The organism is Arthrobacter sp. ISL-5 (genome assembly GCF_018613835.1).
Lineage (GTDB): Bacteria > Actinomycetota > Actinomycetes > Actinomycetales > Micrococcaceae > Arthrobacter.
Genome location: NZ_JAGGPM010000019.1, coordinates 1 through 13817 on the forward strand (window position 1 = coordinate 1; position 13817 = coordinate 13817).

At 69.1% G+C, this 13817-nt stretch carries 10 protein-coding genes; 3 read left to right on the forward strand and 7 right to left on the reverse strand.

Translation table 11 applies throughout. The features are described 5' to 3' along the window. Positions 1-2291 (forward strand): pyruvate dehydrogenase (acetyl-transferring), homodimeric type (gene aceE / locus J7I89_RS10515; protein WP_214969774.1); only part of this gene is annotated, 2291 nt, incomplete at its 5' end. Positions 2292-2392: 101 nt separating this feature from the next. On the opposite strand, the gene J7I89_RS10520 is transcribed toward aceE, so the two are convergent. Then, complete coding sequence (locus J7I89_RS10520; protein ID WP_214969776.1) at positions 2393-2590, reverse strand: YegP family protein; 198 nt, start codon at positions 2588-2590, stop codon at positions 2393-2395. A 180-nt stretch (positions 2591-2770) separates the two neighbouring features. On the opposite strand from J7I89_RS10520, the gene nboR reads away from it, so the two are divergent. After that, positions 2771-3394, forward strand: coding sequence for a nicotine blue oxidoreductase (gene nboR / locus J7I89_RS10525; RefSeq protein ID WP_214969778.1), 624 nt, complete (start codon positions 2771-2773; stop codon positions 3392-3394). A gap of 28 nt (positions 3395-3422) precedes the next feature. Here the strand turns inward: nboR and J7I89_RS10530 are convergent, their stop codons facing one another. From J7I89_RS10530 to J7I89_RS10555, 6 genes are all read right to left on the reverse strand, one after another. Beyond that, positions 3423-4403, reverse strand: coding sequence for an aldo/keto reductase (locus J7I89_RS10530; protein ID WP_214969780.1), 981 nt, complete (start codon positions 4401-4403; stop codon positions 3423-3425). Between the two features lie 130 nt (positions 4404-4533). Next, the gene (locus J7I89_RS10535) at positions 4534-7416 is read right to left on the reverse strand and encodes a molybdopterin-dependent oxidoreductase (protein ID WP_214969782.1); all 2883 of its coding nucleotides are present in this window, start codon (positions 7414-7416) and stop codon (positions 4534-4536) included. Positions 7417-7418: 2 nt separating this feature from the next. Continuing rightward, positions 7419-8396: an FAD binding domain-containing protein gene (locus tag J7I89_RS10540; RefSeq protein ID WP_214969784.1), complete on the reverse strand. Its 978-nt coding sequence runs from the start codon at positions 8394-8396 to the stop codon at positions 7419-7421. Further along, entirely contained in the window at positions 8387-9796 is a 1410-nt protein-coding gene (locus tag J7I89_RS10545; protein WP_214969787.1) for an XdhC family protein, read from the reverse strand. The genes J7I89_RS10540 and J7I89_RS10545 overlap by 10 nt, the downstream gene beginning before the upstream one ends. A gap of 170 nt (positions 9797-9966) precedes the next feature. After that, positions 9967-11484, reverse strand: coding sequence for an NCS2 family permease (locus tag J7I89_RS10550; protein ID WP_214970007.1), 1518 nt, complete (start codon positions 11482-11484; stop codon positions 9967-9969). Between the two features lie 14 nt (positions 11485-11498). Continuing rightward, positions 11499-11993 (reverse strand): nucleoside deaminase, encoded by a 495-nt coding sequence (locus tag J7I89_RS10555; RefSeq protein WP_104141136.1) that lies wholly within the window; start codon positions 11991-11993, stop codon positions 11499-11501. 390 nt (positions 11994-12383) lie between these two features. Between J7I89_RS10555 and J7I89_RS10560 the strand changes: the two genes are divergently transcribed. After that, positions 12384-13757 (forward strand): 8-oxoguanine deaminase, encoded by a 1374-nt coding sequence (locus J7I89_RS10560; RefSeq protein ID WP_214969789.1) that lies wholly within the window; start codon positions 12384-12386, stop codon positions 13755-13757. Positions 13758-13817 lie beyond the last annotated feature (60 nt).

The window sequence follows — 13817 nt, forward strand, 5'->3', positions numbered from 1 at the left end:
CCCCCGGCATGTACGCCCGGGCGTTCATGGAAGGCCGGCTGACCGAGCAGGACCTGGACGGGTTCCGGCAGGAAAAGTCCAAGGCCGGGCACGCCCTGTCCTCCTACCCGCACCCGCGGCTGATGCCCGAGTTCTGGGAGTTCCCGACCGTGTCGATGGGCATCGGGCCGATGAACGCGATCTACCAGGCCCAGTCCAACCGGTACCTGCACAACCGCGGCCTGAAGGACACCGCCGAGCAGCAGGTCTGGGCGTTCCTGGGCGACGGCGAAATGGACGAGCCCGAGTCCCGCGGCCTGCTCCAGCTCGCCGCGAACGAGAACCTGGACAACCTGAACTTCGTGATCAACTGCAACCTCCAACGCCTGGACGGGCCGGTGCGCGGCAACGGCAAGATCATGCAGGAACTCGAGGCGTTCTTCCGCGGCGCGGGCTGGAACGTCATCAAGGTCGTCTGGGGCCGGGAATGGGATGACCTGCTCACCAGGGACTCCGACGGGTCGCTGGTGAAGATCATGAACGAGACCCCGGACGGGGACTACCAGACCTACAAGGCCGAATCCGGCGGGTTCGTCCGCGAACACTTCTTCGGCAAGACCCCGCAGACCAAGGACATGGTCGCGGACCTGACCGATGACCAGATCTGGGGCCTCAAGCGCGGCGGCCACGACTACCGGAAGGTCTACGCCGCGTACAAGGCCGCGACCGAATTCCAGGGCAAGCCCACCGTGATCCTGGCCAAAACGGTCAAGGGCTACGGACTCGGCCCGCACTTCGAAGGCCGCAACGCCACCCACCAGATGAAGAAACTCACCCTGGATGACCTGAAGGAATTCAGGGACTACTTGAGGATTCCGATTTCCGACGCCCAATTGGAGGAGGACCCGTACAGCCCGCCCTACTACCACCCGGGGTGGGACGCCCCCGAAATGGCCTACCTCCTCGAGCGGCGGAAGGCACTGGGCGGCTTCACGCCCGAGCGCCGCCCCAACCATGCCGCCGTTGAACTGCCGGATGCCAAGACCTTCGACGTCGCCAAGCGGGGTTCGGGCAAGCAGCAGGCCGCCACCACCATGGCATTCGTCCGCCTGCTCAAGGACCTCCTCCGCGACAAGAAGTTCGGGCACCGGATCGTTCCCATCGTGCCGGACGAATCACGCACGTTCGGCATGGACGCGTTCTTCCCGACCGCGAAAATCTACAACCCGGGCGGCCAGAACTACCTGTCCGTGGACCGGGACCTGGTCCTGGCCTACAAGGAATCCGCCCAGGGCCAGCTGATCCACCCCGGCATCAACGAAGCCGGCGCCGTCGCAGCCTTCACCGCCGCCGGCACCGCCTACGCCACCCACGGCGTGCCGCTGGTCCCGGTCTACGTGTTCTACTCCATGTTCGGCTTCCAGCGCACCGGCGACGCCTTCTGGGCCGCCGCGGACCAGATGACCCGCGGGTTCATCATCGGCGCCACCGCAGGACGGACCACCCTGACCGGCGAAGGACTCCAGCACGCCGACGGCCACTCCCCCATCCTCGCCGCCACCAACCCGGCAGTGGTCACCTACGACCCCGCCTACGGCTACGAAATCGGCCACATCGTGCGCGACGGCATCGAGCGGATGTACGGTCCGGACTCCACGGCCTGCCCAGATGCGGACCGGAACCTGATGTACTACCTCACCGTCTACAACGAACCCATCACCCAGCCAAACGAACCCGAGAACCTCGATGTCAACGGTCTGCTCAAAGGCATCTACCGGGTGTCGGAGTCGGGCACTGAAGGTCCCAAGAGCCAGATCCTGGCCTCGGGCGTGTCGGTGCCGTGGGCGCTGGACGCCCAGCGGATCCTGGCCGAGGACTGGGGCGTCTCCGCGGACGTCTGGTCCGTCACGTCCTGGAACGAACTGCGCCGCGACGGCCTCGCCGCCGAGGAGGAGGCGTTCCTGAACCCCGGCGAACCGGCCCGGGTGCCGTTCGTGGCCCAGCAACTGGCCGCTGCACAGGGCCCTGTCGTGGCGGTCTCGGACTACATGAAGGCCGTCCCGGACCAGATCCGCCAGTTCCTGCCCCACCAGTTCGCCTCGCTCGGCGCCGACGGCTTCGGCTTCTCCGACACCCGCGCCGCCGCTCGCCGCTTCTTCAAGAACGACACCCACTCGATCGTGGTGAAGACGCTGCAGCTGCTCGCGGCAAGGGGCGACGTGGAGGAGGGCGCGCCGTCGTACGCCATGGACCGCTACAAGCTCCTCGACGTCAACGCCGGCACCACCGGCGGAGCGGGCGGCGACTCCTGACTGTTGCTGGTTGAGTTCCCGCTCCGTACAACGAAACGACGACGGCGGCCCTCACCTTCCGGTGGGGACCGCCGTCGGGCGTTCCTAAGAGCGCGTTCGATTTACGGTGAGGTCAGGGACCGGCGCCGGTCCACGATGAAGCCGGTCGCAGCGTTTTCCCGCACTGCAGTGATGCCAGCGACCACCGCCTTGATGTTCGGGAAGCTGGGTGAAACCGCAACTACCGAGCCATCCTCCGCCGTCAGCCGGAACCGGAATGAACCCATACCCTCGCTCAGTATTTCGAATGTGCCTGCCATCTACGCTCCTTCTGGGCTGCGCCATTGCAGCCGTCTGTGACCCCCAATTGCCAACACGACGTTTATGAGGTTAGCGGCCATTAACCGGCGTGGCCACCCCTACTATTCAGTAGTTTTCCGGCGGACACAAGGGCAGACGCTCTCGCCCGACCTCCGGCCCGGTCCCCTAAGGTGGTGATCATGGCAGACTCCGGCATCCCCGCCACCACGGCTGTCCTGCTCGCCGCGGGCGCCGGGACCAGGCTGGGCCGCGGCCCGAAGGCACTCCTCCCCTACCGGGGCCGCACGCTCGTTGAGGTGCTGGCCGACGTACTGCTCGACGGCGGCTGCCGCGAAGTGGTGATCGTCCTCGGCGCGGCCGCGGATTCCGTCCGCGCCGGAACCGATCTGAGCCGGCACACCGTGGTGGAGAACCCCCGCTGGGCCGGCGGCATGGGCAGTTCCTTTAGGCAGGGCCTTTCCTCCGCCCGGGCCGGGGACCACGTGCTCGTGGCGCTCGTGGACCAGCCAGGGCTGACACCGGAAACCGTGACCCGCCTGCTGACGGCGCACCGGCCCGGCCGGGTGACCGCCGCCGCCTATCAGGATGAAGCGGGCCAACTCCGGCGCGGGCACCCGCTGCTGCTCGACTCCTCGCTCCGCGCCGAAGCGGCGGAGTCTGCAGCCGGCGACGCCGGAGCACGGTATTTCCTGCAAGCCCACCCGGAGCTGATCGACCTGGTGGACTGCACCAACCCGTCCGGGGGCAACCAGTCCGGCGGCGAGGACATCGACACCCCGGACCAGCTGCACCTGCTCGGCTGAATCCCTGCCCGTCAAAGGCTTCGGGGCACTACCAGCGCGGGTGGATCGCCTCGCGGAAGTAGTGGTCGTAGATCCAGCGCACGCCCTCGTTGAACTCCTCATTCAGGGAAATTCCGGCCGCGGCCGCGTTGGACCGTGCCTGCTCCACGTTCCGGGCACCGGGGATGACCGAGGTGACGCCGTCCTGGGCGGCGATCCAGGCGATGGCTGCCTGCGCGGTTCCGGCACCTTCGGGCACCAGCTGCTCGAACTCGGCGACTGCCTTGAGTCCCAGCTGGAAATCGACGCCGGAGAAGGTCTCTCCGACGTCAAACGAGTCACCGCTGCGGTTGAAATTCCGGTGGTCGTCCTCGGCAAACGACGTGTCCTTGGTGTACTTGCCGGACAGTAGGCCTGAAGCCAGTGGCACGCGGGCGATGATTCCCACGTTTGCGGCCTTCGCGGCGGGGAGCACCTTGTCGAGCGGCTTGAGCCGGAAGGCGTTGAGGATGATCTGCACGGATGCCGTGCCGGCGTGGCTTATCGCTTCCAGGGCTTCGTCCGTCCGCTCCACACTGACGCCGTAGTTCCGGATGGCGCCCTCGGCGACGAGCGTGTCCAGGGCGTCAAAGACCTCGGCGCTGCTGTAGACGGACGTGGGCGGGCAGTGCAGCTGGACCAGGTCCAGGGAGTCGGTCCGCAGGTTGCGGCGCGAGCGGTCCACCCATTCGCGGAAGCTGGCCAGGTTGTAATTCTCCGGGCGCTGTTCCGTCCGGCGGCCCATCTTGGTGGCCACGGTGATGTCCAGCCCCGGGTTGTCCGCCAAGAACGCGCCGATGGCCTGTTCGCTGCGGCCGTCCCCGTAGACATCGGCGGTGTCGAAGAACGTCACACCGGCCTCAGCCGAGGCCGCGAGGACGGCCTGTGCCTGTGCCGGATCCACGTTCCCCCAGTCGGCGCCGAGCTGCCAGGTGCCGAGTCCGACGACGGAAACGTTCCGACCGGTCTTGCCTAAGATGCGCTGTTCCATCCTCCGACTATATGGGTCCGGCCGCCGCCCCCGCGGTAAGGCCCCGCCCTCATTACGCGGCAGGCCGCTCCGGGCGGGGCTCCTTCCCTGCCCGTCCGGCCGGTTGGCGGAGGCGAAGTGCGCTGCCTGCCTAGCGAGCGCGGAGTGCGTTGCCCGCCGTGGCGGGGACCATTCCGGCTTCCTTCAGGCCCAGGTAGATCTTGTCCCGGGCGATCGGCAGATCGGCGAAGCGCACCCCGGTGGCGTGGCGGATGGCGTTCGCCAGGGCCGGCGCCACGGGGTTGAACGGGCTCTCGCTCATGGACTTGGCCCCCAGCGGCCCCAGTTTGTCGTTCGTGTCGGCGAAGTACACCTCGCTGCGCGGCACGTCGGCGAAGGAGGGGATGTGGTACTGCCGGAGGATGTCCGTGGTGACCCGGCCGGCGTCGTCCACCCTGACCTCTTCATAAAGCGCGGCGCCCAGTGCCTGCGCGATCCCGCCCTCGATCTGGCCGCGGCACTGCCGCGGGTTCACCACCACGCCTGCATCCGCCGCCTGCACGCTCTGCAGGATCTTCAGCTCCCCTGTCCCGGTGTTGACGGCGACCCGGAACCCGTGGACGTTGAAGGCCACCGAGCGCGGAGTCCCGCCCCAGCGCCCCTCGGCGGCGAGTTCGACGCCGGCCCGGCTGGCGGCGTCGAAAAGTTCCGTCAGCGGCACCCGGGTTCCTTCGCAGACCACGGCGTCGCCGTCGAGCACGCAGCCGGATGCCTGGATCTGCCGGCTTCCGGCGGCGAACGCCCGGATCCGGACGGCAAGCTCCTCCGCGGCGGCGAGCGTGGCCTTGCCCGCCACCACGGTCCCGGCGGAGCCGAAGGCACCGGTGTCGTGCTCGATCAGGTCCGTGTCGGACTGCCGGACCGCAACCCGGGCGGCCACCGTGGACAGTGCCGTCGCCGCGAGCTGTGCGTGCACCGTGGTGGTGCCGTTGCCGAATTCGGCGGTTCCGACGTCGGCGGCGTACGTGCCGTCCGCGAGGAGCCTGAGTTTCGAGTGGGCAAAGTGGCCCCGCGGCGGCACGGTGTCGATCATGGACAGCGCCGTGCCCTCCCCGGTGACCCAGTCCGGCCCGAGATCCTCCAGCCCGGCGGACCGGTAGCGTTCACGGCCGCGTTCCAGGGCGTCCTGCACCAGCCGCGTGCACTGGTCCAGGCCGTAGCTGCCGTAGTGGACGTCCTCTTCGGGCTCGGAATGCGTGGAGAGCATGTCATCGCCCTCGCGGACCATGTTGCGGCGGCGGAACTCCAGCGGGTCCATGCCGATGCCGACCGCGAGTTCATCCATGGCTGACTCGATGGCGAAGATCATCTGGCTCAGGCCGTAGCCCCGGAAGGCGCCGGAGGGCACCGTGTTGGTGTACACCGCGAGGGCATCCACCTTCTTGTTGGCGCACCTGTAGACGGCCAGGGATTCGCCGCAGCCGTGGAACATGACGCCGGGCGCGTGGTTGCCGTAGGCGCCGGTGTTCGTGAGGACGTCCAGCTGCAGCGCCGTGAGCGTGCCGTCGCTGCCGGCGCCTGCCTTGAGCCTGATGGTGAACGGGTGGCGGACGGTGCTGGCGGTGAACTGTTCGGTGCGGGTGAACTCCAGCTGCACGGGGCGCCCCAGCTTCAGGGCGGCGAGAGCCGCGATGTCCTCGGTCAGCACCTCCTGTTTCCCGCCGAAGCCGCCGCCCACTCGTCCGGACACGACGTGGACCTGTGTTTCCGGCAGCCCGAAAACGCGGCAGAGCGTGCGGCGCACGAGGAACGGCACCTGGCTGGACGTGCGCACCTGGAGCCGGCCGGCGTCGTCCACCGAGGCGATGGACGCGTGCGTCTCCAGCGCCACGTGCTGCACACGCTGGGTCCGGTATGTCTGTTCGTGGATGAAATCGGCCTCGGCAAACCCGGCGGCTACGCTACCGAGTTCCGAATGCAGCTCCGCCACGACGTTCTGCTCGGGCCGGGCGATCCGGGCCGTGCCGGCGTCCTTGTCCCCGTGGACCGCGGGCGCCCCGGGGCCGGTGGCGTCCTGCGGGGTGAACACCGCGGGGAGTTGTTCGTAGTCCACCCGGACGGCGCGGACTCCCGCTTCGGCCGCGGCCACCGATTCGGCCACGACGGCGGCAACCCGCTGCCCGCGGAACCTCACCACGGTGTCCAGCACCCGGGTGTCGTCGGGGTCGTCGGTGTAGAGCTCGTGCTGGGCGCTGGAAAACAGCTGGTCCGGCGCGTCCTCATGCGTGAGGACGGCCACGACGCCCGGGACGGCCAGGGCCGCGGCCTTGTCGACGGACAGCACCCGGGCGTGGGCGTGCGGCGAGCGCACCAGCTTCAGATGAAGCAGCCCGGGCAACTCCTCCGCCGGGATATCCAGCGTGTAGCGCGCTTGGCCGGTGACCACGGCACGGCTGGCGGGGGCCGGCACATCGTCGCCCAGCTGCCCGGGGCGCGGCCCGGGCTGGCCTTCGCCGGCGATGCCCGAACCCGGTCCGGCGGGATCCGGGTGGCCCTCGTGGCCGCACACGGCGTCGCCGATGGCCCGGTAGCCCGTGCAGCGGCACAGGTTTCCCTTCAGGCTGCGGGGCAGGTTTTCCTTCTGGGATTCGTCGAAGGTTGCGGCCGTCATCACCATGCCGGCAGTGCAGAAGCCGCACTGGAAGCCCTGCCGGTCCAGGAACTGCTGCTGCATCGGATGGAGTGTTGCGCCCGCGGGTGTGCTCCTGGCTGCACCGGTGGGTCCGCTTTGGCTTCCGCCTGCGGCTCCGGCCAGGCCCTCGATGGTGGTGACGGCGTGGCCGTCTGCGCGCACGGCCGGATAGATGCAGCTGTGCACCGGCGTGCCGTCAACGTGGACGGTGCAGGCGCCGCAGTCCCCGCCGTCGCAGCCCTTCTTGACGCCAAGGTTGCCCTGTTCGCGCAGGAATGTGCGCAGGCACTGGCCGGGGCGCGGCGGAGTATCCACCGCTGCGCCGTTGATTTCGACGGCCATGATCAGGCTCCTTCCTGCGGCGTGGGTTCCCGCCGCGGACTCTGCGGCGGCCAGAATTCCCCGGACACGCGGGCGGGCACCGCGCCCGGCCTCGTGTCCAGTTCGTCCCGGATCTCCTCGGCCAGGCGGTACGTCATGTCGCGCCGCCAGGCCGGCAGGCCGTGAATATCGTCGTGGTACAGGCTGTCCGGGATGGCCCCGTCCAGCGCGGCTGCGAGGTCCGCCGCGTCCGGCAGCGAACCGAAGCGCAGCTGCACGGGCCGCTTCGTCGCGGCGGTGACGGTGAGCGTCAGCCGCCCGCCGCCGTCGAGCATTCCGATCAGCAGCACCCCCGACCGGCCGAGGTTGCTCAGCGACAGCCGGCGGAACGCCGCCCGCGAGGACAGGGCCGACGCCGGGAGGCTGACGCTGCGGAGCAGCTCGCCGGGTGCCAGCGCGTTCTGCCCGTCGCCGGTGATGAAATCCGCCACCGGCAGCTCCCGGCTGGAGCCGTCGGGGCTGAGCACCGTGGCGGTGCCGTCCAGCCCGGCGCAGAGCGAGATCATCGGCCCGGCGGGCAGCGACGTGCACAGGTTCCCGCCCACTGTGGACATGTTCCAGACCTTGAAGGAGGCCACGAAGGAGTCACAGCAGGGGCGGATGAGGTCCAGCCCGGGCCAGTCGCGGGCGGTTGGCTGTGATCCGGCCTGTTGTGCTTGGGCCGTCGGTTCTCCGGCTCTCGGTGCTCCGGCCAGCGTGTCCGGCAGCGCGTAGAGTTCGGCGACGGTGCACGTGGCGGCGAGTTCGATGCCCGCGTCAGTCACCGTGACGGCGGGCCAGCCCGCCGAGCCGAGGTCCAGCAGGCGCCGGAGCGGCTCGGGGCCGAAGGCGGTGCTGCCGTAGGAGAAAAGCACGGTGCCGCCGGCGAGCCAGGCGTCGCCGGCGCGCCACTCGGCAGGGTCCGCGGTGCGGACCACGGCCTCAATGGTGTTCATGTCCATGCGGTCTCCTGGCGTGCTGATTGGGCGCCGAGGCGCTGTTCGTCGGGAAAGTGTTCGTCGGGAAAGTGTTCGGTGGGAAAGTGTTCGCCGCGAAAGCCCCGTTCGGCGGGAAGATGGTGGATGGGCCCGGTGCCGTCCCTGAGCGGCGGGCAGGCCGCGGCGCCGCTGCGGGCCGCGATGAGTTCGGCGGTGATGGAGACGGCCACTTCGGCCGGAGTGACGGCCCCGAGATCCAGGCCGATCGGTGAGTGCAGCCGGGCCAGCTGGTCCGGGGTCACGCCCGCCTCGAGCAGGGCACCGACACGCTGCCGGTGGCTGCGCCGCGAGCCCATCGCTCCGACGAACGCCACGTCCAGGCCCAGTGCGGTTTTCAGGAGCGGGATGTCGAACTTGGGGTCGTGGGTGAGCACGCAGATCACAGTCCTTGCGTCCACGCGGCCCGCGGACGCTTCGGCGGCAAGATACCTGTGCGGCCAGTCGGTGGCCACGTCGTCCGCGGCGGCGAAGCGGTCCTGTCCGGAGAATGCCGGGCGGGCGTCGCAGAGCGTGACGCGGTAGCCCAGCAGCTTCGCAGCAGGCAGCAGCGCTGCGCCGAAGTCATTGGCCCCGACAACCAGCATGCGGGCCGCCGGCAGCCTGCTCTCCACGAGTAGAGTGGCCGGCTCCGGGGAGGCCGCGGTTTCCGGCACACCCGTGCCGTGGGCGCTGCCGCACCCCTCGGGCGGCGCCAGCCGGACCAGCCCGGTCCGGCCGCCGCGGAGCAGCGGCTCCAGCTGGGCCGCCGCCGCCAGCATCGCGGAGCGGCCGTTGCGCGGATCAGCCTCGCCGAATTGGCCGGCGGTGCCCGTTTCGGCGGTAGCCGTTGCGCCGGCGGTGGCCGTTGTGGCGGCGCAGGTGGCTGCGGCGCCGAGCCCCAGCAGGCTGGCCAGCTCGGCCGAATCCGCCACCGAAAAAGTCTCAGGATCGGGGACCACCACGGCGCCGCCGCCCCGCGTGTCGATCCGCCGGATCAGTGCCAGCGGGGCGCCGGGGTCCCCGGCCGAATAGCGGCGGAAGTCCTCCAGCCGCATGCTGCCGGCAACATCGCCCAGCGGCTGGATGTGGACGTCCAGCTCGCCGCCGCAGCTTAGTCCGACGGCGAACGCGTCCTCGTTGCTGTAGCCGAAGTGCTCGAGGCGGCTGCCGCCGTCGGCCATCACCTCGAGCGCTGACTCCACCACGGCTCCCTCAACGCAGCCGCCGGAGAGGCTGCCCAGGATCCTTCCCGTCTCGGAAACCAGCATCGAGGTTCCTGGCGGGCGCGGTACCGAGCCGCTGGCCGCAACGATCGTGGCCACGGCGCACCGCTCGCCGGACGCCGCTGGGCGCCAGCCGCTCAGAGAAGGCATCAGATCCAGCATGGCGGCACTCCCTCTTCCCGTGCGATGGTGCCCATATTCTCATTCCTATCCTCTGTACGGGGAAGCGTTCACCATGGCGCGCGCATCAGTTTGGTTGCAATTGGTGGACCGGGGCAGGCCCCATCTGCCTGCCCCGGTCCGGTCATAGGGGTCCGGTCCCAGGAGGCCGGTTACGCGCCCAGCAGCGCGCTGACGGGGCCGCGGGCGAAGTAGACCAGGAAGCCGGCCGTCACTACCCACATCAGCGGATGGATCTTCTTGGCCTTGCCGGAGGCTGCCCCGATCACGGCCCAGGACACGAAGCCCACGCCGATCCCGTTGGCGATCGAGTAGCTCAGCGGCATGGTGACGATGGTCAGGAAGGCCGGGAGGGCCACCGCGAACTTGCTGAACTTGATCTCGCGGATCTGGGCCATCATCATGGCGCCCACCACCACCAGCGCGGCGGCGGCCACCTCAATCGGCACCACGCTGGTGAGCGGCGTGAGGAACATCGAGCCCAGAAACAGCGCGCCGGTGACCACCGAGGCCAGACCCGTGCGGGCACCTTCCCCGATGCCCGCGGCGGAGTCGATGTACACGGTGTTGGAGGACCCCGACGTCGCGCCGCCGGCCACCGCCCCGATGCCCTCCACGATGAAGGCGGACTTCAGCCGCGGGAACGTGCCGTCCTTGTGCGCCACGCCGGCGCTCTTGGCGAGCCCGGTCATGGTGCCCATGGCATCGAAGAAGTTAGTGAACACGAGCGTGAACACCAGCATGGTCGCGGCGAGTCCGCCGATCCGGCCGAACGCTCCGAACAGGTCGAACTGGCCCACCAGGCCCAGGTCCGGCGCCGAGACCAGCTGGCCGGACAGCACGGGGGTGTTGAGGTGCCAGCCGCCGGGGTTGGACTCACTCGCGGGACCGATATGGAGGATCGCCTCCACCACGGCTGCGAGAACGGTGGTGGCCACGATACCGATCAGCAGGCCGCCCTGGACTTTCCGTGCCACCAGGATGCCCATGACCAGGAGGCCCACGACGAACACCATGGTGGGGATGGACGTGATGGAGCCGTTCTCGCCGAGCTGGACGGGCGGCCCGCCGGTGGTGGCGCGGACGAAGCCGGAGTCCACGAATCCGATGAACGCGATGAACAGGCCGATGCCCACGGTGATGGCCGCCTTCAGCTCCTTGGGGACGGCCCGGAAAATGGCGGTCCGGGCGCCGGTGACGCCGAAGAGGACGATCAGGATGCCGTTGATGACCACCAGGCCCATGGCCTCGGCCCAGGTGACTTCCTGGATCACTGCCACGGCCAGGAAGGAGTTGATGCCGAGCCCCGCTGCCAGCCCGAACGGCAGGTTGGCGATCAGCCCGAAGGCGATGGTCATGACGCCGGCGGTGAGCCCGGTGACGGCACCCACCTGCGCCGCGGAAAGCCAGCCACCGGCTACGTCGGTGGGGGCGTTGTCCGCGCTGAAACCGCCCAGGATCAGCGGGTTCAGGATGACGATGTACGCCATGGTGAAGAAGGTGACCAGCCCGCCCCGCAGCTCGCGCGCCAGGGTGGAGCCGCGCTGGGTGATCTGGAAGAAGCGGTCAAGGAAGGCGTTCGACGCCGGTGGCCGGGTGTTCGGTGCCTGCTGGCGTTCGCGCTGGGGCGCCACGCGGGGCCCCTCGGGGGTCTGTTCCAGGATTGTCATTTCAGCCACCGGCCCTAGTAGTCAATCCTGGAGTCGAGCGTGTTCCAGGTGGTGAACGGTTCCAGGATGGCTGGCGCCCCGGGCTCGCCCAGGTCCAGCTTGGACACGGGCATCAGGGCATCGCGGTCTGCGTTGTCGAAGTACTCGTAGAAGACGGCGTCGTCGAAGCCAACGGAAGCGGCGTCGTGCCGATCCGCGGCAAAGACCACGCGGTCGATGCGGGCCCAGAGCGCCGAGGCCAGGCACATCGGGCACGGCTCGCAGCTACTGTAAAGGGTGGCCCCGCGGAGATCGAAGGTGCCGAGTCCGCTGCACGCGCGGCGGATGGCCGTGACCTCGGCGTGGGCGGTGGGATCGTTGTCGGCGGTGACACGGTTGACGCCGTCGAACGCCTGACCGTCGGCGGTGACGATCACGGCTCCGAACGGGCCGCCGCTGTTCAGGACGTTGGCCGTTGCCAACCGGATGGATCTGGCCAGGAAAGCCTCGGCCGTGACGGTGGTACTCATGATGCGACTCCCTTTGCTGTGGAAGCCTGTACCCGTGCCGGGACGGAAAGGACCAGTTGCGACGGTTACCAGGCTTCAGCATGTGCTTTTGAAGGTTAAGTTGCGCCTGGTAGATAGCTTCCCGGTGTCCGGGTGCCCGCCTTTGGCAAGTTCGAGATTAGCACCGGATTGTGGCGTGCGCCATAGTTTTCTGGAAACTTAATTTCGCGATGTGAAATCCATGTTTCCGGGCTGTCACTCCGGGCGGTCACAATCCGCGGGCATTGACGCCCTTTCCGGGCCAGCCCTACGCTGGTGCCGATTCGGCCCCGTCAGGCGGCCGGCCACCTGGATCAGCAGACAGGCCCCACTGAGCTGGAACGCATCGGCACGCTCAGACAGGAACCGCACATGGCCCAGACAATTTTCCGTCCCTCCGAACGCCGGCTCTGGATCCGGAATCCGCTCGCCGCCTACTCCGCCAACGGCCTTGACGCCTCCGGGGGCGTGGTGGTCCGCGGGGGCCGGATCACCGAGGTGCTGGGTTCAGGCGAGCATCCGTCCGCGCCCTGCGACGAAACATTCGACGCCGGCAACCACGTCCTGCTGCCCGGCCTGATCAACAGCCACCACCACTTCTACCAGACGCTGACCCGCGCCTGGGGGCCGGTGGCCAACGCTCCCCTGTTTCCGTGGCTGCAGAACCTCTATCCGGTATGGGCCCGGCTCACGCCGCGGGACCTCGAGCTCGCCGCCACGGTGGCGCTCGCCGAGCTCCTCCTGTCGGGCTGCACCACGGCGGCGGACCACCACTACCTGTTTCCGGCGGGCATGGAGGACGCCGTAGACATCGAAGTGCGGGCCGTCCGCCGGCTGGGGATGCGCGCCATGCTGACCCGCGGCTCCATGGCACTGGGAGAGAGCGACGGCGGCCTGCCGCCGCAGTCCACCGTTCAGGCGGCGGAGGTGATCCTGGCGGACAGCGAACGGCTGGTCCGCGAGTACCACGAGCGCGGCGACGGCGCCGTGATCCAGATCGGGCTGGCTCCGTGTTCGCCGTTTTCGGTGACCAAGGAAATCATGGCCGAGAGCGCCTTGATGGCCGAACGGCTGGACGTCCGGCTGCACACACACCTGGCCGAGACCGTGGACGAAGAGAAGTTCTGCCGCGACATGTTCGGGCTGCGGACCGTCGACTACCTCGACAGCGTGGGCTGGCTGACGGACCGGACCTGGCTCGGCCACGGCATCCATTTCAGCGATGCCGAGATCGCCCGGCTGGGAGCCGCGGGCACCGCCGTCGCGCACTGCCCAACCTCGAACATGCGCCTGGCTTCGGGCATTGCCCGGGTGCTGGAACTGGAGGACGCGGGTGTCCCCGTGGGGCTGGGAGTGGACGGATCGGCGTCGAACGATGCCTCGAACATGATCCTCGAGGCGCGGCAGGCGCTGTGCCTGCAGCGGCTGCGCTACGGGGCGCAAGTCCCGGTGGAGCGGGCACTGGGCTGGGCAACGCGCGGGTCGGCGGCGGCGCTGGGCCGGACGGACCTCGGCCAGCTGGCACCAGGCATGCAGGCCGATCTGGCCCTCTTCAAGCTCGATGACCTGCGGTTCTCAGGCAGCCACGATCCCCTCGCCGCATTGTTGCTGTGCGGTGCGGACCGTGCCGACCGGGTGATGGTGGGCGGGGAATGGCGCGTCGTGGACGGGCAGATCCCGGGACTGGACGTGGCCTGGCTGATCGCGGAGCACTCGGCCGCGGCGCGGCGGCTCGTCGCCGGCTAGGCTCCCCCTTCCGGATCGGCCCCGTTTCGACGGGTCCCTGCGTGCTAGATGTTCGCAAAC